The sequence below is a fragment of the Arthrobacter sp. P2b genome, assembly GCF_900168295.1.
Taxonomy (GTDB): Bacteria; Actinomycetota; Actinomycetes; order Actinomycetales; family Micrococcaceae; genus Arthrobacter.
Genome location: NZ_FVZL01000001.1, coordinates 183,980 through 210,556 on the forward strand (window position 1 = coordinate 183,980; position 26,577 = coordinate 210,556).

General features: G+C 62.2%; 17 protein-coding genes. 7 read left to right on the plus strand and 10 right to left on the minus strand.

The features are described from left to right. The first annotated feature begins 99 nt into the window (after positions 1–99). The gene (locus tag B5520_RS22305) at positions 100–2,340 is read left to right on the plus strand and encodes a discoidin domain-containing protein (RefSeq protein ID WP_139386193.1); all 2,241 of its coding nucleotides are present in this window, start codon (positions 100–102) and stop codon (positions 2,338–2,340) included. Between the two features lie 597 nt (positions 2,341–2,937). On the opposite strand, the gene B5520_RS00820 is transcribed toward B5520_RS22305, so the two are convergent. The 5 genes from B5520_RS00820 to B5520_RS00840 all read right to left on the minus strand — a co-directional run bounded on the left by B5520_RS00820 (position 2,938) and on the right by B5520_RS00840 (position 9,654). Continuing rightward, positions 2,938–4,440, minus strand: a complete 1,503-nt coding sequence (locus B5520_RS00820; RefSeq protein ID WP_079595167.1) for an aldehyde dehydrogenase family protein — start codon at positions 4,438–4,440, stop codon at positions 2,938–2,940. Between the two features lie 37 nt (positions 4,441–4,477). Continuing rightward, complete coding sequence (locus B5520_RS00825) at positions 4,478–6,079, minus strand: GMC family oxidoreductase (protein ID WP_079595168.1); 1,602 nt, start codon at positions 6,077–6,079, stop codon at positions 4,478–4,480. Between the two features lie 27 nt (positions 6,080–6,106). Then, entirely contained in the window at positions 6,107–7,567 is a 1,461-nt protein-coding gene (locus B5520_RS00830; RefSeq protein ID WP_079595169.1) for an MFS transporter, read from the minus strand. A 98-nt stretch (positions 7,568–7,665) separates the two neighbouring features. Continuing rightward, positions 7,666–8,721 (minus strand): Gfo/Idh/MocA family protein, encoded by a 1,056-nt coding sequence (locus tag B5520_RS00835; RefSeq protein WP_079595170.1) that lies wholly within the window; start codon positions 8,719–8,721, stop codon positions 7,666–7,668. Between the two features lie 153 nt (positions 8,722–8,874). After that, positions 8,875–9,654, minus strand: a complete 780-nt coding sequence (locus tag B5520_RS00840) for an SDR family NAD(P)-dependent oxidoreductase (RefSeq protein ID WP_079595171.1) — start codon at positions 9,652–9,654, stop codon at positions 8,875–8,877. Positions 9,655–9,736: 82 nt separating this feature from the next. On the opposite strand from B5520_RS00840, the gene B5520_RS00845 reads away from it, so the two are divergent. Beyond that, entirely contained in the window at positions 9,737–10,339 is a 603-nt protein-coding gene (locus tag B5520_RS00845; protein ID WP_079595172.1) for a TetR/AcrR family transcriptional regulator, read from the plus strand. A gap of 66 nt (positions 10,340–10,405) precedes the next feature. Here the strand turns inward: B5520_RS00845 and B5520_RS00850 are convergent, their stop codons facing one another. Then, positions 10,406–12,493 (minus strand): hypothetical protein, encoded by a 2,088-nt coding sequence (locus tag B5520_RS00850; protein ID WP_217700297.1) that lies wholly within the window; start codon positions 12,491–12,493, stop codon positions 10,406–10,408. Continuing rightward, on the minus strand, positions 12,486–13,748 hold the full coding sequence (locus tag B5520_RS00855; protein WP_079595173.1) for a family 43 glycosylhydrolase: 1,263 nt from the start codon (positions 13,746–13,748) through the stop codon (positions 12,486–12,488). Before B5520_RS00855 ends, B5520_RS00850 begins: the two co-directional genes overlap by 8 nt. Before the next feature lie 592 nt (positions 13,749–14,340). Between B5520_RS00855 and B5520_RS00860 the strand changes: the two genes are divergently transcribed. The 5 genes from B5520_RS00860 to B5520_RS00880 all read left to right on the plus strand — a co-directional run bounded on the left by B5520_RS00860 (position 14,341) and on the right by B5520_RS00880 (position 20,642). Next, entirely contained in the window at positions 14,341–15,870 is a 1,530-nt protein-coding gene (locus B5520_RS00860; protein WP_079595174.1) for an ABC transporter substrate-binding protein, read from the plus strand. A 75-nt stretch (positions 15,871–15,945) separates the two neighbouring features. Beyond that, positions 15,946–16,887 carry an ABC transporter permease gene (locus B5520_RS00865; RefSeq protein WP_079595175.1) on the plus strand — a complete coding sequence of 314 codons (942 nt, stop codon included), beginning with the start codon at positions 15,946–15,948 and terminating at the stop codon, positions 16,885–16,887. Continuing rightward, on the plus strand, positions 16,884–18,704 hold the full coding sequence (locus tag B5520_RS00870) for a dipeptide/oligopeptide/nickel ABC transporter permease/ATP-binding protein (protein WP_079595176.1): 1,821 nt from the start codon (positions 16,884–16,886) through the stop codon (positions 18,702–18,704). Before B5520_RS00865 ends, B5520_RS00870 begins: the two co-directional genes overlap by 4 nt. A gap of 29 nt (positions 18,705–18,733) precedes the next feature. Then, positions 18,734–19,534, plus strand: coding sequence for an ATP-binding cassette domain-containing protein (locus tag B5520_RS00875; RefSeq protein WP_254865433.1), 801 nt, complete (start codon positions 18,734–18,736; stop codon positions 19,532–19,534). 103 nt (positions 19,535–19,637) lie between these two features. Next, positions 19,638–20,642, plus strand: a complete 1,005-nt coding sequence (locus tag B5520_RS00880; protein WP_079595178.1) for a LacI family DNA-binding transcriptional regulator — start codon at positions 19,638–19,640, stop codon at positions 20,640–20,642. A 155-nt stretch (positions 20,643–20,797) separates the two neighbouring features. Here B5520_RS00880 and B5520_RS00885 read toward each other — a convergent pair whose 3' ends face one another. The 3 genes from B5520_RS00885 to B5520_RS00895 all read right to left on the minus strand — a co-directional run bounded on the left by B5520_RS00885 (position 20,798) and on the right by B5520_RS00895 (position 26,570). Beyond that, a complete protein-coding gene (locus B5520_RS00885) occupies positions 20,798–22,963 on the minus strand; it encodes a hypothetical protein (protein WP_079595179.1) in 2,166 nt (721 codons plus the stop codon). Beyond that, on the minus strand, positions 22,960–25,431 hold the full coding sequence (locus tag B5520_RS00890) for a glycoside hydrolase family 2 TIM barrel-domain containing protein (RefSeq protein ID WP_079595180.1): 2,472 nt from the start codon (positions 25,429–25,431) through the stop codon (positions 22,960–22,962). The genes B5520_RS00885 and B5520_RS00890 overlap by 4 nt, the downstream gene beginning before the upstream one ends. A 143-nt stretch (positions 25,432–25,574) precedes the next feature. Then, positions 25,575–26,570 (minus strand): LacI family DNA-binding transcriptional regulator, encoded by a 996-nt coding sequence (locus tag B5520_RS00895; protein WP_079595181.1) that lies wholly within the window; start codon positions 26,568–26,570, stop codon positions 25,575–25,577. Positions 26,571–26,577 lie beyond the last annotated feature (7 nt).

Sequence of the window (26,577 nt, forward strand, 5' to 3'; positions counted from 1 at the left end):
GCTCGCTGCAGATGGCAGACGGGCTACCGCGAAGGCCTAAATCCGTGGGGGCAACACTGCCCGCCGATTCTCCGTGCACTACTAACGAAAGGATATGCCGTGCTACAAAAGCTAAGAGTCGGCCTCGCCGGAGCGGTAGCCCTGGCACTAACCATGAGTCCGGCCCAGGCGTCGGACGCGCCCCCCACTTCTCAGGTCTCCGTCACGCTGACCGACCTGTCCACCGGAACCTATCTGGACCGCGGTCCGAAGATCCGGTGGCAGGAGGGCAAGGCACCTGACGGCGACACAATCACGATTGACGCGAACCGCGCCTATCAGACGATGGATGGCTTCGGGGCATCCTTCACCGATTCCTCCGCGTGGCTCATCGGAACCAAGCTCGATCATGAGCGTCGCAACAGCGTGATGCGGGATCTGTTCGACTCCCAACAAGGAATTGGGCTCAGCTTTATTCGCCAACCCATGGGTGCATCCGACTTCTCGGCGGCAGGAAACTGGTCCTATGACGACATGCCTCCAGGGGAGACAGACCCGGGCCTCGAGAACTTTTCGATTGACCACGACCAGGCCTACACCCTGCCCTTGCTCCGCCAGGCGCTGAAGATCAACCCGGACATTTCCCTTATGGCCACCCCCTTCAGTCCGCCGGGCTGGATGAAGACCTCGGACTCGATGATCGGCGGCACCCTCAAGCCCGAGTTCCGCGAGGATTTCGCCAACTACTTCGTCAAGTTCATCAAGGCGTACGAGGCCAACGGCGTGCCGATCGACTTCATCTCGCTCCAGAACGAACCCACATACCAACCACCGACGTCGCCGTCTTCACTCGTGACCGTGGAGCAGGCGAACGACCTCATCAAGAACTACGTCGGACCGGCACTGCGCGCCAACGACCTTTCAACGAAAATCCTGACCTACGACTTCAACTACGACCTCCCCAGCTATGCCGAGACACCCTTCGCCGACCCGGAGTCCTCCAAGTTCGTGAACGGCACGGCCTGGCACTGCTACGCCGGCGACGTGCGGATGCAGACCGTTGTCCACAACGATTACCCGAACAAGACCACTCACATGACCGAGTGCTCCGGCGGCACGTGGGAGGGCACCGACCAGGATGCCTTCAACGCCACGATGAACCACGTGATCGGCTCCACCCGCAACTGGGCGAAATCGGTCGTCCGATGGAACATGGCCCTGGACGCCGACCGCGGCCCGACCAATGGCGGTTGTGACATCTGCCGCGGTGTCCTCACAGTAGCCGAGGGCGCCGACGGCGAGTGGGACTACACCAAGAACGTTGACTACTACGCCCTCGGTCAGGCGAGCAAATTCGTCGAGCCGGGAGCTCAGCGGGTGGCATCTAGCACGCTTGGCGCAGGTAGCGTGCAGGACGTGGCGTTCGTCAACCCCGACGGATCCTCGGTCCTCGTCACCCACAACTCCGGGCAGGCAGCTCAGACGTTCAAGGTGCAGTCAGGCGACCACTGGTTCGAGTACACGCTCAACCCCGGGGCAGCGGCCACGTTTACCTGGAAAGGCGATCAGCGCGGCAGCACCGACTCGCAGGCCGTAGGTTCCGTTGACCTTGTCTTCGACCAGAAAGACGGCACGAATCCGGTAGTCACCTACAGCCCCGATCTGTCGATCTTCGAGGACCAGGTTCGGGTGGGTGACCGGTGGTTCGGGCAAACCGTGCCGACCGGCGGATCAATCGAGCTAACCCGCGGACAACAACCCCTGCCGCGTGCCGGCTGGACGGCGACGGCAATAGCCACCGAACCGGGCGGGTCACCCGAGAACGCCCTGGACGAAGACCCGACCACACGGTGGGCCACCGGCCGGGGGATGCAGCAAGGCGACTGGTTCGACATCGACATGGGATCAACCCAAACCGTCGATCAGATCACCATCGACTCCGGGACCAGCCTGGGCGACCAAGCGCACGGCTACCAGATCTTTGTGTCGCAAGACGGAACGAACTGGGGCGAACCGATCGTCACCGGAGCCGGGAAGAGTCAGCAGTCGACGGCGATCTTCCCCGAGACTCAGGCTCGCTACATCCGCGTGATGAACGTCGGTGCCGCGCAGAACTGGTGGTCAATCTATGACGTCAAGGTCTTTGCGCCGACGGGCCCCGTGGCAGAGCGCGCTGGCGAGGGCGACCTGACGCAGGTGCAGCGCAGAACCGCGACACTCGCGGACGGCACCGAGGTGACCGCTCTTTACAACGCCGGCACAGCGCCGGTCACCTTCCAAGGCGACTGGGGCCCAACGCCTTACATCTACCGGTTGCCCGCTGGAGGGGTCGGCATCTTCACCGAACGCCCTGCAAGCTGACATGTTCGGCGGCACCCAGGCCACCACCCCGGGTGCCGCCCGCATGCGGCAGACAAGAAGGGGCAAGGCCAGCTCGTCGCCGCGGCTCCGCCCTTGACTCGCCAAGCTCAGCGCAAGTATTAGCGAGCAGGTTCCATATTCCGAAAATGCCGGCACATAGGTCTGCAGTACGCGGTTATGCCCCTGCCTATATACGCTGCACGTTGCTCTCTTTCTTTTGGAACTCAGACAAAAAGGAACTAGCCATCATGTCTCGGAAAACGCGGGAGTACCCACAGCAAAGCCAAAGTAGAGCGACATCGCCCGGACCGGACTTGGACGCTCCTTCACCTGGCATGCTGGAGGTAAACGTCCAAGAGGCCAGGGAAGTAGACGAAGCCCTCCAGAATGCGATTTCCCAAGTCACGGAAGCGGCCGTACGCCACCAAACAGGCGTGTTGGTTACCCGCGTCGGCCCAGGCCGCTACATAGTGCGGGCACACCCTGCTGTTCCATATGGACTGACGCGGCAGCAGAATTAGTAAGTCCGCTATTCGTCATTGATGTCCCGACGCATCGGGGGCGGCCCCTGCCTGGGGGCCGCCCTCGATGCGTACATCAGCCGCGGCTTGGAATGCCGATCGACTTCAGCTCCATGTATTCGCGGAATCCCTCTTCGCCGTTCCTGCGGCCGATGCCGCTTTGGCCGTAGCCGCCCAGGGGTGTTGACACGTCGAAATAGGCGCCGCCGTTGACGGAGATGTTTCCGGCCCGGAGGCGGCGTGCGACTTCGAGCGCGCGGTCGTCAGAGGCGCTGCTCACCTCGCCGGCAAGACCATAAATGGTGGAGTTGGCAATCTCGACGGCTTCGTCCTCGGTGTCGTACCCTATGACGCACAGCACCGGGCCGAAGATTTCCTCCTGGGCAACGGCAGAGTAGGGGTCGACGTCGACCAGGACGGTTGGCTCCACGTAGTACCCGGACCGGCCCTCGATGGGGTGACCGCCGGTCAAGATGCGGGCGCCCGAGGCGACACCGGATTCGATGGCGGCAAGGATCGCGTCGCGCTGCTTGGCGCTGGCCTGTGGGCCCTGGATGACCGAGGTATCCCACACGTCACCGACGGGGACGTTTTCGAAGACGCCCTTGAGGATGGGCAACGCCTCCTCGTAGCGGTTCCGGGGGATCAACAGCCGGGTCGAATAGGTGCAACCTTGCCCGGCGTGCGCACAGACCACAGCAGCGCCCGGCAGTACCTTGGTGAAGTCTGCGTCGTCCAGCACGATGTGGGCTGATTTGCCGCCGAGTTCGAGGAAGGTCTTCTTGATCGTCGGGGCCCCAGACGCCAGGACCCGGCGGCCGGTCGAGGTTGAGCCCGTGAAGGTCACCATGTCAATGCGCGGATCGGAGGTGAGCATTTCGGTCACCGCGACGGTGTTCGTGGTGACGACATTGAAGATGCCAGCCGGAATGTCGGTCCGCTCGGCCACGAGGCGGCCAAGCTCAAGGCCACTCCAGGGAGTGAGAGAGGCCGGCTTCAGGATGACGGCGTTGCCCGCGGCCAGGGCCGGAATGGACTCTGAAACGTTGAGATACAGCGGGTAGTTCCAAGGGGTGATTGCGGCGACAACACCCATGGGTTCGTAGCGGATCCGGCGGCGGGAGACCGCGCCGCGGGAGGTGGTGGGTGACCACTCCTCTTCGTAGGCGAACTCGCGGGCCATTTTGGCCCAGTAGGCAGGCTCGTCCAGTGGCTGCTGCAGCTGCACGCCATAGGTCAAGGCGATGGGGCTGCCCGCTTCGGTTACGACGATGCGCCGGAGCCGTTCTTTTTCCCCTTCAAGGGCGTCGCGCAGTTGCAGGATGCACTTGCTGCGCAATTCCGGGTCGTTCGCCCAAATGCCCTCGTCGAAGGCCCTCCGAGCTGCTGCAATTGCACGTTCCATGTCGTCTTCTGTGGCGTTGGCTGCGTAGCCGGCGCTTTCGCCCGTACTGGGGTCGATGTTCTCAAACAGGCCGCCGTCACTCGCCTCGATCAGCTGTCCGTCGATGAACAGTCGGCGTTCCCCTTCAAGTGGTCCCGAGCCAGTTGTTATGGAGTCGTTCTGGGTTGTCGTCATGCGTTTTCCCTCCTTCCTTCGTAACTTCTGTTTTGTTTCAGGCGTCGTCGCGGATGAGCTCGGCTGCACGCCAGGCCATAGCCATGGCCGGCCCGTTGAGGTTTCCCGAGATCATGGCCGGCATGACGGAGACGTCGACGACGCGCAGGTTGCGGACGCCACGCACCCGCAGTCGTGAATCGACGGCGTCGGTTTCGTTCGGCCCCATCGCGACGGCGCCGCAGGCGTGGTAGCCGGTGCCGCCGTTGAGGAAGGCGGACCTGATGATGGAGTCGTCGTCCTCGACGGCGAGCCCCGGGACGGTTTCGGCGCTGGCGAACTCGGCGATCGGAGATTCATTGACGAGCGCGCGCATCTTTCGGAACAGCGCGACGGACGTTGACCGGTCGAGTTCAGTTGATAGGTAATTGGGAACGATCCGAGGGGTGGCCCGTGGATCCTTCGAGATGATGTGCACCGATCCCCTGCTCGTGGGCCGCAAGGCGAACCCGAGCAGGGAGAAGCCTGGCCTGTTCTCGATATTGGAACCAGTCGAGCCTGCACCTGAGGAGTACGGAGTGAGCAGGACCTGCGCGTCAGGGCGTGACAGCTCCGGCGCGGTCTTGAAGAAGGTCAGCATGTCGTAGGCAGGCGTGGAAATCGGCCCTTTGCGGGTGAGCATCCATTCAAGTCCGCTGAGTCCCTGCCGGGGCGGCGAGGAAAGCTTCCTGTTGTAGCCGATGTTCTTGTTCAGGCGGACCTGAAGCGGCAGGCAGCGGTGTTCACGCACGCCCTCGCCGATGTTCTCGCTGTCGACGCGGACGCCGATGCCGGCGGCCGTGAGTACGTCACGCCGTCCGATCCCGGACAGCTCGAGCAGCTGGGGTGTGGCAATGGAGCCCATGCTGAGGATGACTTCGCGCTTGGCGGTGAAGGTGACGGTGGACTCCCCCGCCAGCGCTGTCACCCCGGTGACCGTTTCACCCTCAAAGGTGAGCCCGGAGACGGTGGTGTTGGTACGCAGGATGAGGTTGGGGCGTTTCAGTGCTGGTTTGAGGAAGGCTTTGGCTGCGCTGACCCGTACTCCGTTGCGAATTGTCGCGGGTGCGTAGCCTATCCGTTCAGCATCGGAGGCGTTGAGATCCTGAACTGTCTCGATGCCCAGACCGCCGGCTGACTTCATGAGGGCCTCTCCGACTGTTTCGCTGTCCTTCCGGACGCCCACCTTGAGGGGGCCACCAGCACCGCGCATCTCGGATTCACCCAATGAGTGGTCTTCCATGCTCTTGAAGACGCGGAGCATTTCGTTCCATCCCCAGCCCGGGTTGCCCAACGCTTCAAGGCCGTCGTAATCGGCCTGCGATCCGCGGTTGTAGACCATTCCGTTCACCGAACTGGAACCGCCCAAAACTTTTCCGCGGGCCCAGTACTCGACTTGGTTATTGGGTCCAAAGGGTTCGGTCCGGTAGAACCAGGCGTACTTGGGGTTGCTCAGGGTGAAGGCAATTCCCTTGGGGATCGAGATCATGGGGTGGGAATCCGGCCCGCCTGCCTCCAGCAGGAGAACATTGATTTTTGGGTCTTCCGTTAACCGGTTCGCGAGGACGCATCCCGCCGATCCCGCTCCGACGATGATGTAGTCATAAGGGCCTTCGTTCACAGCTCAACTCCAGTGTTGTTTTGATGGTTACTTGGGTACTGCGGATGATTCGTTGTGTTGCCGGCGGTCCTGGTCCCGCTCAGACATCCGGCTCCTGGGTATGGCAACGGCAGCCAGGGCTGCTATCAGGGCCACTGCACACCCGATGAACAACCCGGTCCTGAAGCCGTCGGCCGTAGGCACCAGGTGCGAGCCGGAATGCGTGGACATCTGGGCGAGGACCACGCCGATGACGGCGCCGGAGACCGAGGTGCCGATGGCGCGCATCAAGGCGTTGAAGCTGTTCGCCGACCCGGTTTCGGTGTTGGGGACGCCGCCCATGATCAGGGCCGGCATGGCACCGTAGGCGAAGCCGAGTCCGATGCCGGCGATCACATTGGCGGCCAGCAGACCCCAGACGGTGTCCATCGTGAAGGCCGACACCGCATAGCTGGAAGCCGTAATGACCGCGCCCACGATCAGTGTTGTCTTCGGTCCTCTGCTTGCGCTGAGCCTGGCTCCCAGTGGAGAGACAAGCATCATTGCCAGGCCTGCCGGTGCCATCAGGAGGCCCATCTGCAGCATTGATTGGCCCAGGCCGTATCCCGTCTCGGTGGGCAGCTGGAGGATCTGGGGGAGGATCAGCGACCGGGCGTACATGGCGAAGCCCAGCAGGATTGATGCCACGTTTGACAGCAGCACGGCCCGGCGGACCGTCACGCGCAGGTCAACCAGGGCACCAGGAACGCGCAACTCCCACCAGCCCCACAAGCCAAAGAGGAATACTGCCGCGCCCAGCAGACCCACCACCAGGGGGCTTCCCCATCCCCAGTCCCCGCCCTTGGACACTGCCAGCAGCAGGCAGATCAGTGCGGCACTGAGACCAAGGGCGCCCGGAAAGTCGAACTTTCCCCTACGTGCAGGGGCAACAGCTGCAGGAACAACCCGCCAGATCAACATCAGGCACAGCAGGCTGACCGTTGCCGTGGCCCAGAAGAGGATGCGCCAGTCGGTGAACTGGACGACCGCGGCGGCGATCGGGAGTCCCAATGCGCCGCCGATACCCAGCGATGAACTGACCAGGGCGATGGCCCCGCGCAGTTCGGATGGCGGAAGCAGGTCTTTCAGGAGGCTGATGGCCAAAGGAACCATGCCTGCTGCCAGTCCCTGCAGGCCTCGACCGATGATCATGGGGACCACGGAGTCTGCCACGGCGCAAAGAGCCGACCCGAGGATCAGGGGAACGAATGAGCCCAAAATGATTGGGCGCTTACCGTACATGTCCCCCAGCCGCCCGGCGACGGGGGTGATGACGGCTGACGCCAGGAGCGTCACGGTAATTACCCAGGACGTATTGGACGGGGTGGTGTCGAAAATTTTTGGCAGCTCAACCAGAAGCGGGACCACCAAAGTCTGGGTCAGCGAGGCAACGATCCCGGCGAACGCCAGGACTGCCACCAATGGTCCGGTCCTGATGGTGGGGGGTTCAACGGGACTGGGTGCAGTCATGGGCATTCTCCTGTGCAGGGGACGGTCTGGATCTGGGCCACGCAAACCATGGCGTTGTATGTACTGGGCCACCCGTCGCGATGGGCCTCCGCCGGGATTCAGTCCGTACGTAGCTGGGGAGAAGTGGTCTGCCCTGCAGGGACTTGAGGGGTCGGCGGCTCCGTCTTCGCTTTCAGTTCGCGGCGGATGGTATCCAGGGTGTGGAAAACGGCTATCGTTTCGCTGGCCGGGTGGATGGCATGCTCGCAGGTTCCTGAGTTGATGGCTTTGACGACCTCGCGCAACATGGGGACGTAGCCGTTCCCTTCCTGGCCCAGTTCCACACGGTGCGGCTCCCTGAACATCACATCCCAGCTGTCTGCGTGGATGTCGAGGGCTGTCCGTGCCCAAAAAGGAGCCGGGAGCGAGATCCAGCCCCTGCGGCCACTTACTGAGGCGGACGGGTCGCAAAACTCGGTCATCCCGCTGGCACACTGTGCGAAGCGCCCTCCTTCAAACTCGAGCGTGAAGTGTTCGGCGAAGTCAACTCCGTCCTCGTTCACGCTGCCGGCGGCGTGAATTGAAACGGGCGGCCCAAAGATCGTGTGCGCAAGGGTTACCGGGTAGATGCCTTGGTCCAGCAGAGACCCGGGACTTCTGGCATGGTCCCACCGGCTGCTGCCAAGTTCGGCCGGGAAAGGGATGCCGAACGAGGCCCGCATACTCCTGACTTCACCGATCCGGCCAGCCGCCAGTTCATCGCGGAGACGGCGAAATGCAGGGTTGAACTTCATCCACATGGCTTCCATCAGGAAAACCCGCATCCGCGAGGCCACAGCAAAGAGATCGGCCGCTTCGGCTGCGTTCATGGCTATAGGTTTCTCAACCAACACGTGTTTGCCTGCAAGAAGCGCTTGGTTGGCCAGGGCATGGTGGGTGGCAAAAGGTGTCGCAATGTAGACAGCGTCGATCGAAGGATCAGCGAGGACTTCCCCGAAATCTCCGGTGGACCGGCTGATCCCAAACTCTTGGGCGAACGCATTAGCCTTCCCCCCATCCCGGCTCTGCACGATGGAAATTTCGACACCCCGACAACTGGCAAGATCCGGTACAACCGTCCTGGAAATACTGCCCGCGCCCACTATCCCCCACCGCTGCATGCCACCGGGCCTCATGCCATTTCCCTCTTGAAGAGCCGGTCCGCCTCCATGTCGGCCACACTGTCGACTATTTGATGCATGCCGCTCACTGAATTTCCTTATCTACATTCGGGCGCCGGGAGGTTATCAACCTCCCGGCGCTTTCATCGCAAGCCGCTGCTTTTGACGCTAGATCGCTGACCAGCCGCCGTCGGAGGCCAGGATGGCACCGTTAAGGTTGGTGCCATCGTCGCTGAGCAGGAAGGTGATGGAGGCGGCCAGATGTGCGGCACTTACCGGTGCGGGGATGTTGGCCTTCATGAGCGGGAGGAGTCGTTCTGCTGCCAGCTGGGATCCGAAGTTCGCTACGATGCCGGTGATGGTGGGGCCGGGAGCCACCGCGTTGAAGCGCAGGCCCTTGGGGCCGTACATTACTGCCGAGTTTTTGGTCAGGCCGACGACGGCATGCTTGGAGGCCGTATATGCAGCGCCGGCGGCCGAGCCGCGGATGCCGGCCTCGGAGGAGACGTTCACTACCGATCCCGCCCCGGCTTCCAGCATCAGCGGCACCACGGCGCGGGTAAGGCGCATGAGTGCGGTGACGTTGATCCGGAAGACGCGGTCCCAAAGTTCGTCGTCCACCTCGTGGATGGGGGCGAAGTTGTCCATGATTCCGGCGACGTTTGCCAAGGCATCGATGCGACCGCCGGCAGCCGCAACGATAGCGGCCACGGTTTCTTCAGTGGAGATGTCCCCGGCGACGGGTACCAGGTCCAGGCCGCTGTTTTCTTCCACCAGGGCATCAAGGCGTTCCTTGCTGATGTCCGCGGCGATGACCCTGCCGCCCTCCTTGGCGACGCGCAGGGCAGTCGCCTGCCCGATGCCTGAGGCTGCACCTGTGACGATGACCGTTTTTCCTGCGAAGCGGTTGTTAGTGATGGTTTCCTGCCAGGTGGCGTCGTTGCCCATGATGTCCTTCCAGACTGTTTTAGGGGGATAAAGATTAGTTTATGACACGCTGTGTCATTATGGAAGGGTGAATACTGGTGGGATGCTTTCGAATGACCTCAGTACCGCCGCCCGTCCGCCCGGACGGCCGGTGAGCATCGATCCCGAGGCGGTTGCGGCCCTCGCCCTGAAGATGTTTGCTGAGCGCGGTTACGAGCAGACCTCCATGGAGGACATTGCGCGCGAGGCCGGGGTCGGGCGCAAAAGCCTGTACCGCCATTTCGCGAACAAAGCCGACCTGGTATGGGGCGGAATGGGACCGGTCATAGCAGCCTCAGGTAACGCCTTCGAGTCAGCCCCGGCCCCGCCGATGTCCCGCAGCGAGACCTTGAACGGACTCCGCGAAGCGGTGCTTGCCGGCGTTGCCGCTCTCCCGGACCTCGGCGTCACCCGCGGCAGGCTCCGTCTGATCGCCGAGCACCCGGAGTTGATGAGCCGAAGCCAGGATTTTCTAGGGACCCGTCGCGAGCAGACCCGCTCCTACCTCACGGCCCGCGGGATTCCCGAAGACACCGCACGGTACCTGTGCGCTGCTCTCATCGGAGCCACCTTCGAAGCCTGGCTGCAGTGGGCAACCAGCGAAGACTCCGATCCCATCCCCTACATTCGGGCAGCACTGGCAGTACTGACCGTGGGTGAGGGGTGACCAGGACAGTAACCTGCCAGCGCGGTGGGGGTTGCGGCGGGGTCGGTTAGCCAATCCACGTGGTCGTCAGCTGACGGCCACCCGTACCCGGGCAACATTCTGGACACGCCCGAAGGGCGTGCCCGTATTTGCCTGACGTTGCGAAGTGACCCGAACTGCAGGGAAGTAGATGCCCGGCCGAGGAAAGGAACACGTCCGGGACGTGTCCATGCTCGAACTGGGCGCAACGGCTTCCTTATGAGGAAAGCCCCCGTGTCCGTCCAGATTCCACTCGACGGCGGTGATGCTGCCGGCCTGTGCGGGCAGCTCAGCGGCAACACTGAGAGTGACCTCTTCACCGATAGCCACCTCAGCGCACGTCTGGCCGTCAATGAGAAGGGAGAGCACGGGCTGCGGGCCGCCGCGTTCTGCTGCCGTCGGGGGGACAACTACCTGGCCGTCGACGACGTCGTAGCTCGTGGACGCCAGTGGTTCGACCCCCTGCTCAACCCAGGCGCTGAGATCGAGCAGTGCCTGTTCGAGGACACCCAGGTAGCTGACGGTGTGGGTGGGCCGCTCCTGGGCCTCGCTGTCGCCGTGCAGTGCGTTGTCCACGTACCAGAGACGGAACTTGTCGGCCGTTTCCTCCCCGAACTGCTCTTGCACTTTGGACCGGTACCAATCGGCCTGCCAGGGGAAGGCCTCACGGTCCAGCAGGCACTCAACAACGATCATTTTCCCGTCGAATCGGCCGTTCTGCACCGAACCGGCGGTGGATGCTGCGAAGAGCGGACCCACCAGCATGGGCCGCTGCGGGTACCTGGGTGACCCGTCGGTGTCACGGAACTGGTCCCAAACCGGGTAATCCGGGCCAGGCACCTGATGCCGGTGGTAGGTCTGCGAAGCCAGGAAACCGCTGTTGTCCACCTTCACTTCGTCACCGGCCCGGAGCTGACGGAGAACCGCACTGTCGGTCGGGCCGAAGACGGCGAGATCTTCCGCTACTGTCAGCAGCGCAATCCTCGCGCCCGCCGCCGCGCCAGACTCGACCAACAACTCCGCGCCGAGGAGTTCCTTCCCGGGACCGCGCTCCAGCCGCACAGCGACAGGAACATCGTTGCGGCCCGAAGACCCAACCCAGGCATCATCAACGCCGCCCTGGGACTGCCCGGCCAGGGGTTCAACCACATAACCCTGCGCCGTCAGTTCTGTTGCTCTGAGAAGGCCCCCGATCCGGCAGCGGTACTGTACCCGGTCACGCGTCAGTGATGGGCGCGCCTCAAATCCCAGATAACCAGGCTTGGTCCAAAAATCGTCAAAGTAGCCCGGGTCCGCCATGGCCAACCCGGCGTACAGGGCTGAAAATCCGTGCATTCCCATGGTGCGGTGGCCAAACCAAGAGCGGGGCGGGAACCCCATCCGGGTGACCTCAAGGAGCGCTTCGCGCTCCTCCGGGTCCAGACCGGCGAACATGTCTCCGCTGCCGCCAGGTTCCAGCGCGTCCACTATTCGGTCCAGGGAGTTCCGCAGGACACGCTGGGCGTGCATCCTGACCGTAAAGACATTGGGAATGGCCATCGGGGAGCCGATCACGTACGGCACCACTCCGTCCCAGACGCCGGTGGTGTTTTCGGCACCACCGATGGTGCGGAACCCGCCGCCGCTTCCCCCAAAGGCGTAACCATAGGGACGGTGATCCCCGTAGACCTGCCCGGCCAGGACCCTTGAGTATTGAGCTGCTGCTGCGTTGGCGCGGTACGCGGCGATCGTGGGATCAGCCCCACCCCCGGGCGTCCCGGCAGTTCCGCCGCCGTTGGTTTCGAGGAAGTACGCGCCGCTGGCGGTCGCGAAGGCGATCTTGTTGTGCGGGCCCGTGTCCAGCTGCGCCAGGTTCTCGCTGTCAGGTACAGGTGTGATGTGTTGGAAAAACCGCCCCTGGTACCGGTCCGCCGGGGGCAGGTAGACGGAAAAGTTGGTATCTGTACCTTTGAATCCGCCGTGAAGGTAGCGGTGGCGGACGGGAATCTCACGCCATTCGTCGACGTCCACGTAGGGATCCTTGAAGAACCCGTCAACCTCGTGGTTCTTCCCGTGCGGACCAGGGTGGGTGTCAGTATCGTGTGCGCCGGCCGGAGCTGCTGTGTGGATGGCGTTATCCGCAGCAGCCTCAGTCATAGTCCTCAACCCGCCACTCGTCGTGCCAATCGATAACGGGGTGCTCATCGGCAAAGCGGATGGGGAGCCACACGTAGTCGGCGATCGCGGTGTTCTCACCCAGTCCTGCTGCCATTGCCGCCCGGCCATCGCCGGCGTCCGCCCCGCCACTGCCTGCGATGCTGCTGTTTTCGTTCTCTGGCGGCGCGTCTGGCACCCCGCCGGCCTGCGTCATTGACGCTACGACGTCATAGACGTTTGGCATGTTTTCCGGCAGCTGGGGCAACCACCGGTCGGCGAGGGCAATGTAGAGGTCCTTCTTGTGCGGATGCTTGAACACGCAGCTGATCTGGGAACGGAACGAGGTCCGGGAGGGGTCATCAGGGTGCGCGTCGCCTAGGACTGTCCAGGGGCCGTGGTAGGCGGGCGCCGATGCTACCTCGGAGAAGTTAGGGAAGTAGCCGGTGGAGCCGGAGGTGATCAAGTAGTGGACGCCGTCCCGTTCGAAGTGCGCCGGCGCTTCCCTGGTGAACGGCGGGCCGGGGTGCGGGAAGTGGCTGGAAAAGTCCCCGGTAACGTCCGTGTAGTCGTCCGTCAGCTCTGCACAGATCAGGTCGGTGTGGACCTTCTCGAAGTAGTAGTACGCCTTACGGGTGACCGGGTCGATGACGAGATCGAAGTCACCGGCGCTCATGCCCAGCGGTTCGAGACCGGCACGTACGATTTCGTAGGGCCCCAGGAAAGAGTCGGCGATGAGCACCGTGGAGCGCTGCGTATCGTGGCTCCCCTCCCCCATCACCTTGACCCAGCAGACGTACTTTCCCGTGGCCTCGTTAAAGAGGATGTGAGGGCGGTCCATCTTCTGCGCCGGGTGCAGCGGCGATGAAGGGTCATCAACCACCGGCGGGATGATCAACCCGCGGTCGTCCCAGTTGTAAAGGTCCGTGGAGGAGTAGGCGCGAACACCCCAGTGCCAGTTGCCACTGCCGGGAGTGGTTTTCTCCTTGTTCTCCCCGTACCAATAGAAGACGCCATCTTCGTAGAAGATTGAACCGCCGTGGGCCTGGATCCGCTCGCCCTTTGTATCGAGCCACACCTGGCCCGGGCGGATGCTCGTCTGCCTTTGAACGGGCTCGGACAGGCGTGGACCGGCCGTGGAGGGGCCGTCAGGGCCCGGGAATTCACCGGCAAGGTGCTGCTCGAATGTCTCCGTACCAGGGTTGGGCAGCTGAGAAGCGCCTGACGGGGCAGCTGAGTAGTTGCCAGAGGGCTTCATGGGGACTCCTTCGTCAAAATCATTCACGTGTCGAGGTCGGCGTTGTACCGACCCGAGGGTCGTCGGGACTCTGGTGTTCCCCGGTCCCCGCCCGCCGGTATCGGCAGTCAATGAGAAGAGCGGGCCAGCGGCTGTCCGCCGACACGCGAACTTGCGGGAAACAGGAATTGAATCGTTTCGTATTTACCACTGAAGATATTCGGCTTGGTATCACGTGTCAAGCGATGGAATCAGGGACACTTGCCCGAATCAAACCCCTGAAAGGACAGTCCCCTGGCGGAGCAATACCTGAAAAAAGCACCCCGAGCATATGCCTCTACAACCAGTCGACTGCTGAAACCTTCTTGTCGCCTGCCTACCCAGACCTCCTGGCACCGTCAGCAATGACTGTTCCCGGACCGGGGAAAGCCGGGCTGCTCCAAAATCCGCCCACCCCTAGCGCAAGTGACGCGTGATACCGTACGCTCGTATCACGCGTCACCCGATGTGGTGCGGACCACAACGACCGCATGTCGATAAACGACGTCCGGCACACACATTGAACATTCAGCCGTAAGTACGCGTCATCGCCCCCTGACAAGGAAGTCCTGTAGTGAAAAGCATTCTCAGAAAACTAGCGGCGGTCGCCGCCGTCGCATCCACGGCTCTGGCCGTGGCCAGCTGCAGCCCTGGGTCCCAAAACAGCGCTGAAGCAGCACCTAAGGATCAAACCCTCCACCTTGCGGCCTCGGCGCCGCCGGGAAACTTCACAATCGGCAGCTGGACGGGTGGGGACGCCACGCTCTTCCTGTCCGTATACGACACTTTGATCCACCAAACCGTGGACGGGAAGCTCGAAGGTGGAGTTGCCGAGAAGTGGGAATACTCGGACGACAAGAAGACCCTGACGTTGTCGATCCGCGATGGCATGAAGTTCACAGACAACGCTCCCGTTGACGCCGAGGCTGTCACCGCATCCCTAAAGGCAGCCCTGGTTGGACCCTCAACCAAGTCCAACCTGTCCTCCATCTCGACCGTGGAGGCCAGCGACGCCTCCACGGTCGTTGTGAGCCTGTCCCGGCCGGACGCTTCGATCATTCCTCAGCTGACCGGCACCCCCGGCGCAATCGGCGCCCCCGGCGTGCTCACCGCCGAGAGCTCAAAACTCGAGCCGGTAGGCTCCGGCGCCTATATCCTTGACAAGACAAAGACGACAGCCGGCTCGGTCTATACCCTGACCAAGAACCCGGACCACTGGAACGCGGATGCTTACCCGTTCCAGACAGTCGAAACCAAGATCATCGCCGATGCAACAGCCGTGCAGAACGCAATGCTCAGCGGGCAGCTTGACGCAACCTCGGTCTCAAATATGGAAGAGGCCAAGCAATTCCCGGAGGGCCAGTTCACGACCGGCGCGACTCCCCCCGCAGCTGTCGGCGGTCTTTTCCTCGTTGACCGCGCAGGAACCGTGGTGCCAGCCCTGGCCGATGTCCGCGTCCGCAAGGCCATCAACCTGGCTATCGACCGCGAATCCATTCAGAAGAACCTCATTGGCGCCGAACGCGGCGCCACCAACCAGATGGTTAGCCCCAACGGAGAAACCTTCGACAAGGACCTCTTGAACGAGCACCCCTTCGATGTCGAGCAGGCCAAGGCGCTTATGGCCGAAGCCGGTTACGCCGACGGTTTCGCTGTCACCATGCCGAGCACTCCCATCTCTCTGCGCTTTGAATCCGTGCTTTCCCAGCAGCTCGGAGCGATCGGCATTAGGGTCACGTGGGAAACGGTTCCCTTCCAGGACTTCTACGCCAAGGTCCTCGGCAGGTCCTACGGCATGTTCTTCATGTTCAACGGCCTGAGCGGTTCCGACGCTCTGGACCTGAACGCGAATCTCACCGGTGTCTTCAACCCCTTCAACACAACGTCACCTGAGCTTGACGCGCTTCGGGCAACAGCGGACTCGGCGCCCGACAGCGAACAGGCCACTGCATTCCGGGCCGTCAACGAGTATCTCGTCAAGGAAGCCTTCTATGCGCCGATCATGGCCGGCGAGGGCGTTTACGTGGTCAAGAAGGACATCCAGTTCACGCCGCCGGTCGCACGGGGGCAGAACGTCCTGCCTTACCAGCCTGCTACCAAATAGTCAGCACGACTGCTAGTTAGCAACTACTGATGCTGTGCGGGGCACTGCCCCGCGCAGCATCACAAGGAGCATTCTGTGATCCCATTTTTCCTCCGCCGCGTCGGTGCCGGACTTGTCCTCATCGTCATCGTTACTGCCATCACGTTCTTTCTGACCTATGGCGCCAACATTCCCGTTGCCCGGAACATACTCGGCCCGACAGCTTCCGCTGAACAGGTCGACATACTGAACGGTCAGCTCGGCCTGAACCGTCCCATCCTTGAGCAGTACTTCGCCTGGATCGGAGGTGTATTGCAGGGAGATCTGGGCACGTCCTACTACACCAGCGAACCCGTAGTGCAAGCCTTGGCCAGCCGCCTTCCCGTCACACTCTCCGTCGTGCTCCTCTCGGCTGCCATCACTCTAATCATCAGCACCTGGTTGGGTGTCGTCGGGGCCGCTCGGGGTGGCGTCGTGGACGCTGTCCTGCAGGCATTCTCGACCATCACCTTCGTCTTCCCGGCGATCATCCTGGCCATCGCCATGGTTTACGTTTTCGCCATTTCGCTAAAACTGGTCCCGGCCGTGGGTTACACACCGTTCGGCGAATCACCCGAACGGTGGTTCGCATCGGTGATCTTGCCGGCGATCATCCTCTCGATCGGGGGCATCGCCGCCCTCGCAGCCCAGATCCGTGGCTCCCTGGTCGATGAACTCAGCAAGGACTACGTCCGGACACTGCGCAGCCGTGGTGTATCGGAAACATCAATACTCCTCAAGCATGCTCTCCGCAACGCGTCGGGCCCGGGATTCACCACCTTTTCGCTGCAGTTCATCTCCTTGTTCGGCGCCTCCCTCTTTATAGAGAAAATCTTTGCCCTGCCGGGCTACGGCACCTACGGCTTCCAAGCCACCATCCAGTTCGACCTGCCGGCCATGCTCGGCGTAACACTTTTCGGCGTTGGCCTCGTCGTTGTCATGAATCTCGTCATCGATATAGCCAGTGGCTGGCTCAACCCGAAAGTAAGGATGTCATGAGCACGCCCACCATCGACCAAGTCACGGACGTCGCTGACGCCACGGCTGCCAAGCGGGCAGGGGCCTTCCGGCGCATCATCACCACGCCCCTGGGGCTGTTTTCGGTCATCGTCCTAATAGGCATCGTAATGCTCGGATTACTGGAGCCCGTGCTGCGCGGCCATGACCCCAACACCGCCGACCTGGCTGCCATCAACGCACCTCCCGGGACCCCCGGTTACTTTCTTGGCGCCGACCAAAACGGGCGGGATATCTGGTCCCGCGTGCTTACGGCCATCAATGTTTCTGTCACCTCGGCGCTGATCGGCTCCGGTGTGGCCGTCGGGATCGGCAGCATACTCGGTCTGATTTCGGGTTACGTGGGAAAGCGCGTGGACGGGGTGCTCGCCTGGATTTTCAGCCTCCTCATGACGTTCCCGGCACTGATCCTCATCATGGTGCTCCAGCCCATCACAGGCGGAACGTACCAAACCATGATGGCGCTCTTCGGCATCTTCATATCCCCGGGCATCTTCTGGCTGGTACGAAACCTGGTCAGGGGAGTCAAAAATGAGCTATACGTCGACGCAGCCAAAGTTTCAGGGCTTTCCAACCGCCGGATCCTCTCCCGGCACGTGCTGTACGTGGTGCGCGGACCAATCATCATTTCCGCCGCATTCATGGCCACGGCAGCCATCGGCATTCAAGCTGGCCTCGCTTTCCTTGGCTTTGGCTCAGCACAGGACGCAAACTTCGGAACAATGACCGCCGACGCGTTCCTGAACATCTACAGGGCCCCGCTGCAGCTCCTCTGGCCCTCCCTGTTCCTCGGCCTGATGAACGCTGCTCTCGTCCTGCTGGGCAATTCCTACCGGGACGCCCTCGCCGGGCCCCAGGCGGCTGCACGCCGTCACCGGAAAAAGCGGTCCGCCTCCACGTCCGACGCCACGGCACCGTCCGAAGAGCCAACCGAGGCCAGGAAGGCTTCGGCCCAGACGCAAGGGAAACTGCTTTCAGTGCGCAATCTTCGGGTTTCCTATCCCAACCTGGACGGGACGCGAAAGGAGGTCGTCAAGGGTATCTCCCTTGACATCCATGCAGGCGAGATCGTGGGACTCGTCGGGGAATCGGGGTCAGGCAAGTCGCAGACAGCCTTCTCGATCCTGGGGCTCCTTCCCAAACAAGCTGAAGTTTCAGCCGACGTCATGAACCTCGCCGGCGATTCACTGCTCAACCATGACGCGAAGCTGCTGCGGCGTATGCGTGGCAGCGTGATCTCCTACATACCCCAGGAACCGATGTCGAACCTGGACCCGTCATTCACCATCGGCAGCCAACTGGTCGAAGGTCTTTCATCATCGATGTCGAAAAAGGAAGCAAAGGAAACAGCGCTGGCCCTCCTCGCCCGTGTCGGAATCACCGACCCGGAGCGCACCTTCAAGTCCTACCCGCACCAAATCTCCGGAGGAATGGCCCAGCGGGTACTCATCGCAGGCGCAGTTGCGCCCAGGCCAAAACTTCTGATCGCGGACGAACCCACCACGGCCCTTGACGTCACCGTGCAAGCGGAGATTCTGGATCTGCTCCGCGATCTTCAGGGCGAACTGGGCATGGGGGTCTTGCTCGTTACGCACAACTTCGGAGTGGTCGCCGACATTTGCGACAGGGTGCTTGTGATGCGCGACGGCGAGATGGTCGAGGGTGGCGATGTCAGAACCATCTTCCGCAACCCATCTCACCCCTACACGCAGGAACTCATCGCCTCGATCCTGGACGAGGAAACTGTCCGGACCGACCCTGCACCGGCTGTACTGGCTAGCGCCAAGGAGCAAAAGTGAATCCTTTATTGCAAGTTTCTAATCTGCGGTTGAGCTATCCGGGGCGCGGGTTCCGTTGGGCCGCCCCGGAAGTGCTCCGCGGCATCTCCCTGGACATAGCTCCAGGAGAGACGCTCGGGCTTGTGGGCGAGTCAGGTTCGGGCAAAACCACTCTCGGCCGGGCGGTGCTCGGACTGGCCGCCCCCACCTCCGGTTCAATCGTCTTTGACGGAAACGACATCACAACCGCCAGCCAGAGTGAACGCCGGAAGCTGGCCCGTGACATCCAAGTTGTGTTCCAGGACCCCTACACCTCGCTGAACCCTGCTCTCCCGATCGCAGACATCCTGTCCGAACCCCTGATCGGACAAGGAAAGAAGCCGTCCGAGGCCCGGCGGTCAGTGACGGCCCTCCTGGACCAGGTGGGGCTGCCGGCGGATTCGGCCGCACGCTACCCGCGCGAATTCAGCGGAGGTCAACGGCAGCGCGTAGCCATCGCCCGTGCGCTTGCCTTGCAACCCCGGCTGATCGTCTGCGACGAGCCTGTCTCGGCGCTGGATCTCACCACGCAGGCGAGGGTTTTGGATCTGCTGATCGACCTCCAGCGCCGAACAGGGGTTGCGTACCTGTTTATCACCCACGACCTCTCTGTTGTCCGCCACATCAGCCACCGGATAGCCGTGATGTACCGTGGCGAACTGGTGGAGACGGGCCCGACAGCACAAGTAACCGAGGCACCCGAAAGCGACTACACGCGCCGCCTTGTGCTGGCCTCCCCCACTGCCGACCCCGATCGTCAACGCGAACGCCGCGAAGCCCGACGGATGCTCAGCCTCAGATCAAAGGCCTGAGCGCCAGTATGACCCGATTACGTGAGCCCCAAGGAGGCCGAGAAGCGCCGCACGAAACCCCGAACGTATCACGTGTCAAAATCTTTTGTGAGATGATCTTTCCGTGGTAACGGAGACGGGGCAAGCGCGGCGGCCAACAAGCTTTGACGTCGCCAAAAAAGCGGGTGTTTCCCGTGCCACGGTGAGTCATATCTTGAACGGGCAGGGTTCTCGTTTTCCCGAGGAAACCCGTAACCGCGTACTCAATGCAGCATCCGAACTGAAGTACCAGCCATCACCGGCAGGGCGGGCCCTGGTCACCGGCCGAAGTGACGTCATCGTGGTAGTCATGCCGAACACCACCTTTGGCAGCAACCTTCAAGACCTGGTCGACGAAGTCACCAGGCTGGCCGGACTCCATGGGCTAAGCGTCGTGGTCCGCTTCGCAGGCCGGGACCCGGCGGAAACCCTGGCCGCCGTCATGAACTTCCGCCCGGTGGCAGTTGTCAATTTCGGTGGCCTATCCAGGGATGACCAGACAACTCTTGCAGCCTCAGGTGCCGCAACCATTCCAAGTGCGGCACGGGATGAGGATGCATCCGGGAAGGATCCCAATTTTCTGATTGGCCAGAGGATGGCCGAAGAGCTGCTCCGCGATGGTCCCCGGCCCCTTGTTTTTGCCGCTCTGCTTGACGAGAGGACAGATCCATTCGGGCCTGCCCGTTATGCAGGACTCAAAGCCGTGACAGATGCCCGTGGGTTGCCGCAGCCGGCACGAATTGAAGTTCCCCTGGACATCGTCGGCGCAACTTTGGCGGTTGATACCGTGTCGGTCGAGGGCGCATCCATTGGAGTTGCCTGCTACAACGATCATGTAGCCATCGCAGTGCTGGCAGCGGGACGCACCCTCGGGCTCGCTACCCCGGAGGATCTGGCCGTCATCGGGGTGGATGCTACCGAGGTGGGTCAACTTGTTTCGCCCCGTCTCACCACGATTGCCTTGGATAATAGCGTCCTCATGCGCAAAATCGCAGCGGATCTCGAAGCAGTAACTAAACATAAGGCCCCCATTCAGACACAGGATGCCGGGCGGGAATTTCTCACCGTCATCCAAGGCGAAACCAGCTGAGGTCGAAGCAAAAGGAGGACGGTGCGAATCGCACCGTCCTCCTCTGCATTACTGCATCTAACCCCGCCACCTGCGTCCTGCACCCTTGAATTGCAGGAGATTCGGAACAGAAACCGCAAGTGCCCTTGTCTCTCCTGGTCCAGGACGGTCAGCAGTTACGCCCTAGCCTCCACGGAGGCTGAGGGCCAAGGGATGAAGCCTTCCGTTTTGACGGCCCAGCCACTCTTAGGGAACGCGCCGGGCGTGGTGTCAGAGCCTCCGGCCAGCAGGGACACCGCAGCGAGCAGGGACCCGTTGCCCGGGAGGTAAAGGGGCAGGATGCCGCCCATCTGAGGGTTGTGACCGACGGTAGTGTGTCGGTTTTTCACCTCATCCTTGAGCAGGCAATCAATGGCCAGTTCGGCATTGCCCAAGCGGGCTGCTGTCATGGCCAATACGGGGAAGTCCCAGCCCCAGGCGCTGGGCCAGTCCCAAGTGTCGATGACTTCGCGAAGGGTCTCATCCATTCGGGAAGGGTCTATCAGCGGGGTGGGCGGGACCAGCCCGAAGGCGGCGAGCAGGGAGGGATGGTCATCGCGCCGGAGGTACGGTTCGGTGGCGACTGCATCGTACCGTTTGCCGTCCGTGTGGGGGCGTGCAAGGTTGTCCTGGACCCGGGCCCACTGCTCCTGCCGTGACTGCCCGTTGCGTTCGCGCCAGTACTGCGCGATTTCCAGCCCCCACCACCAATAGGCCAGTTCGAAAGTCGGGTCTTCGGTGGCGGCGGCGTCATAGAACTCCTGTGCCGGCATGACGGGGGAAGGCAGATGGAATACCCCGTCCCGTTCCTCGGTGAAAGCTGCCATGAACGTCGCCGTTTCCTGCACAAGCTCAGCAAAGTCCTGCACGAGGGCAGCCTGCTTCTCCGGGCTGGAAGCCCGCCAGAGGAGTTCAAGCAGGTACAACGGGTGGGGTTGCTGCCAGATCAGGAGCGATCCGATGGGACTCGGGCTTTCCCGGCCATCGGGCCCCACGTGTTTGGGCCAGCGGGCGCCCGGGTATCCCTGACGAGCTGCAGTGGCCCGGGCCTGATCCAGGATCGACAGGTACCAGGGCATGCTGCGTTCCAGCAGTTCCGGCCGGCCCCATGTCGCAAAATGCGCGGCGTGCCAGAGGTGCATTTCCAGGTGGAACTTTCCTTGCCAGGAATTGGTGATCAGCCCGGTTTCCTGCGGCGGCATCACCCCGGAACTGTTCACGGCGGTGAGGTACTGCGAGAGCACGACGCGTCGTTCGAGTTCGTGGGCGCGCGGGTCGGTGCTTCCCTCAAAGTCGACAGCTGCTCCGGAGAGCCAAAAGGCTTCCCAGGATCGGGCGGAGGAGTCCTTGACCTCCGCAAAACCGGCTTCGGTTGCCTCCCGCGGTGCGGTCGGATCCGGAGTAAACGCTGCCACGAGCTCCAGGGTTGTCTGGGCGGTGGAAACGGTAAAGTGGTGTGCTTCCTGGGACGGGGTGATGGAGGCGCCGTTGGTGTCCAGGTCCACCCGGTAGCTGGTTGTGTCCAGTTGCCGCAGGATGCTTGAGCCGCCGGCGCCTCGGGCTGTCAGGACAGAGGTGTGGCGCTCGGGGCTGGCCCAGTCGGAGGTCTGGAAAAAGCCTTCCGACGCGTAGGGGAAGCGCAGTGAGATGGTCAAACGTCCGTCTCGAAGCAGCTCGGAGTCGATGCGGAAACCGACGCGTGCCTGGTCTGGGGACGCGACTGTTTCGATACGGACCAGCTCCCCGGAGTATCGGAACGTCGTAGTGATGATTCCAGTCCAGAGGTCCAGCTCCTGCTCGATGTCAGTGAGCACGCCGGGGTCCGTTTCCGGTTCGCTGTCCGGGGTGTTCCGCAGCTGCAGCCCGATGCGGCCCAGGTCGATCCGCTGCGGGTTGGCGTGGAGCCACGCCCCCGGTTTGTTGTCATCGGTCAGATTCCCGCGCATGGCCTGTTCCATGTCGTACCGGTCGGGGTACGAGACTGACCCGCGTGCCGTCTCATACCGGGACATTGCGTCGTCCAGGACGTAGCCGGCGGGGTTCGGCATCTCGTGCCAACCCCAGGAGCTCATGGTTGCGGTGTTCACGGCGACCTCGCCGCGCGTCATGGCAGACCGGGCGTCGTGGTAGTCGGTGAAGGTCTGCATGCCGGTGATGTCGGCGTTGTAGGCGAAGTCGCCGTTACCCACGGTGAGGACGTGCTCGGGATCCACAGCGGTGATCCTGATGTTGTGCCGGGCTACGACCGTTTGGCGGTCGATAACGGACTTTTCGGCCTGAATTTGTTCTTCGGCCGGGATCATGCGGAGACTCCTTCGGCGCTGGCCGGAACGAGTTCGCGGACCTCAGCTGCGGCATGGATGGTTACGGTAATGGTTTCGTATCCAGGAGCGCTGGCGCTGACGCTGATGGATCCTTCCCCTGTGGGCCGGACAACAGCCAGAGCACGGCCATCGAAAGTCGTGTGATGGTTCGTGGTGTATTTTTCCTCGTTGTTGGGCCGGCCGCTTCCGAATGCCTGGAGAAAGCCGGGCCCATTCACGGTTACCGTGATTCCTTCTTCCACATGCGAGGCAAGGGCCCCATGCTGGTCACGGAATTCGAATTCGATGTAGCTGAGGTCGGCGTCATCGGACCGGATGTGGGCGCGGTCGACGTTGGCCGTGAGGCTGATCAGGCCCTCAGCGGAACGAAGGGTGGTGCGTGCCTGCTCCACACCGTTGGAGTAGGCGACCGCAGTCAGCGACCCCGGGCTGTACGTGAGGTCGAAAAAGGCCCGGTAGGCGTGTTCCTGACCTGCGGGCTGGCGGCCGACCGACTGGCCGTTGAGCAGCAATTCGACCTCGTCGGCGTCGCTGTACACCTCAACTCGGACAGGGGAACCCTCGGGAGTGCTCCAGCTCCAGCTGGAAATGGAATCAGTCCAGGCCCACTGGCCCGTCGCATGCTCGACGCCATGGTGTTCGGGGCGCTGGACCGCGATGTAGGGTTCGTGGCGGAGCCCGAAGACAATCTCGCGGTAAAAGGACGCGGGGCGGCGGTGGCCGGTGATGTCGATGTCGCCGCACCAGGCCGCGATCCACGGGTAGGGTGCGCCGAAGCCTACGTCGCCCGGGTAGCGGACACGGCCGATGCCTGTTTCACCCAGGTAGTCCCAGCCGGTCCAGGTGTAGTCGCCGATCACGTGGGAGTTCTCGGTGACCAACTTCCAGTTGGTGCTGATTTGGCCGGGGTAGGTTTCGGTGCCGACGATAATCCGGTTGGGAAAGAGTTCGCGGTCCAAAAGGTAGCGGCTTTCGCCGTAATTGAGGCCGGCGACGTCAACGACGGCGTGGGATTCGGCCGTCTTTTCCGTGATCAAGGGTGAAGCGCTGACCCGGGCCATGAATTCGGCTGCCTGGTTCATCATATTGTTGACGCCTTGGGGTGTGTCCCCGCTGCTGCGTTCACGCATCATTTCGGAGACCTCCTTCAGGGCAGAAACGAAGCCGTTGATACCGTTGGTGACGTATCGGGTGCTGTCGAGGGATCTGATTTTTTCTGCCAGTTTCCGGCCCCAGCCGGATCCGAGCCCGGTCCCGGTTTCCGGAATTTCGTTGCCGATCGAGTAGAAGACGACGCTGGGGTGGTTGAAGTTCTTCGCAACCATGGCTTCGACGTCGCGTTCCCACCATTCGGGGAAGTTCAGGGAGTAGTCGAAGGACGATTTTCCCTCGGTCCAGATGTCGAAGGTCTCGTCCATGACAATCATGCCGTGTTTGTCGCACGCCTCCAGCATGGCCTGGCTGATCGGGTTGTGGGAGCTGCGGATGGAGTTGAAGCCGGCTTCCTTGAGCAGTTCGATGCGGCGTTCCTCGGCGCGGCCGATCGCCGCAGCACCGAGAATACCGTTGTCGTGGTGAATGCACGCGCCGCGCAGTTTGATGGTTGAGCCGTTAATCTGCAGCCCCAGTTCAGGGTCCAGCTGCAGGGACCGGATCCCGAATGTGGTGGAGTGCTGGTCCACGACGTCAGTAACGTCCCGGAGTGTGGTGCTCGCAGTGTAAAGATGCGGGGCATCAATATCCCATAGAAGAGGCATTTTGACGTAGAGCCGTTGACGTACGACGGCGGTTTCGCCAGGCCTGACCGTGACGGGCGCTGTCCCTGCGGCTACCGAAGCTTCCGCCGCGTCGTGGACCTCCGTAAGGACGTCAACAGTGACTGTTTCCCGGCCGACGTTCCTTACCGTGGTGGCCACCTCGACGACTGCCCTGGCCGGTGTTATGTCAGGGGTGGTGACCTGTACACCGTTCACGGGGACATGAACGAGACCGGAGACAACGAGGACCGTGTCCCGGTGGATCCCCAGTCCGGTGTACCACCGGGAATCCTCATGCGCGCGGGACTCCACCCGAATGATGTTCTCCTGCCCGTACTTCAGGAAGGGATCCAGCAGCACCTCGAACGTGGAATACCCATTGGGGCGCTGACCGGCGAAGTCACCGTTGACGTACACCATGGCGTCCCGGTAGACGCCTTGGAACTCAATGGAAACCCGCTTGTCCCGGTACGTTGCAGGCACGTCAAAGGTCTTGGAATACTCCACCGTCCCGCCAGGAAAGTATCCACCATGCGAACCCCCGGGCATATCCGCTACGCGGTCCGAGGCGATCATGGCATCGTGCGGCAAGGTAACAGGCGTTGCCTCAGCGGCAGGACCTGAGAGCTCATCGAAAATGCTCTTCTTGGGCCGCAATGTCCAGCCCTTATTGAACGATGCACGGGTCATCGGTTTCTCCCTCGTAAACGATGATGGACAGGCCATCAGACAGCGGCCGTCAAAAAATATCGTGGTATCACGTGCAACCAGTATATCTGCCCAGTATCACGTGTCAACGATTTGTGTGATTCGGCGGGCCTTTTAGTCGGCGCTTAGGTGGTTTCGCCGCGAATGACAGTGAACGGCCGCGTCCGTTCAGGCGTTCCGGGGTGCGCTCCTGTTCGGCCATCCAAGGAGGTGAGATCCGCCGCGATACGGGCCATTACCGGCCCGTTGTCTGCCTTCAGAGTTGTAAGGCGGGGGCTAACCAGTTGCCCCTCTGCCGTGGCGTCGACCCCCATGACGGAGAGGTGGCCGGGCACGCTCAGCCCCAGATCGCGTCCGGCTGCCAGCACTGCAAGGGCGACTGCATCGTTATAGCACGCCACGCCGATTGGCTCATCAGCGAACTCGGCTTGGAGTGCTGCTCTGGCGCCGGCCAAGTGTAGAGGGATCTCCATGCGCCGAGGGATCGGAAGTCCGTGGGCCTGGGCCCAATGCTTCATGCCCTCATAACGCGCCGGACCGAAGGGGTCGGAACGCTCGTCCAAGAGTGCGCCGAACACGAGGCGTCGGGGGCCCTTGCGAAGCAGCTCTTGGACCATGAGCTCGCCAATGGTGAAGTTGGCATTGTTTTCCAAGGTGTCATCGGGCCTGAGTTTGGGAATGACCACCGCTCCGGATGCTTCAAGGCTGTCCCGGTCCGCAGCGCCAAGGACGCCGAAATCCACAACTGCCACCGGGCGGAAATGTTGAACCGCTGCCAGCGTTTCTTCCGGGTCGGGTCCAGCGAACCGGACCACGACACTGAGGTCATGGGTATCAGCCTGGGCGGTGATGTCATCGACAAGATCCTGAAGATTGCGCCCAAAGGTCGTATGCGGGATGACGATCACCAGAACGTCACTGCGGCCGCGCACCAGGGCTCTGCCCGCAGGCGAGGGTGTGTACTGCAGTTCAGAGGCGGCAGCCAGAACACGCTGGCGGGTTTCCTCCGGGATCCTGCCACGCCCATTCAAGACATGGCTGACAGTAGCCCGGGAAACCCCAGCCCTTCTTGCCACATCAAAGCTCGTAGGTCGCTTAGCCTGCTGCGTCTCGATCGTCACAGACCGA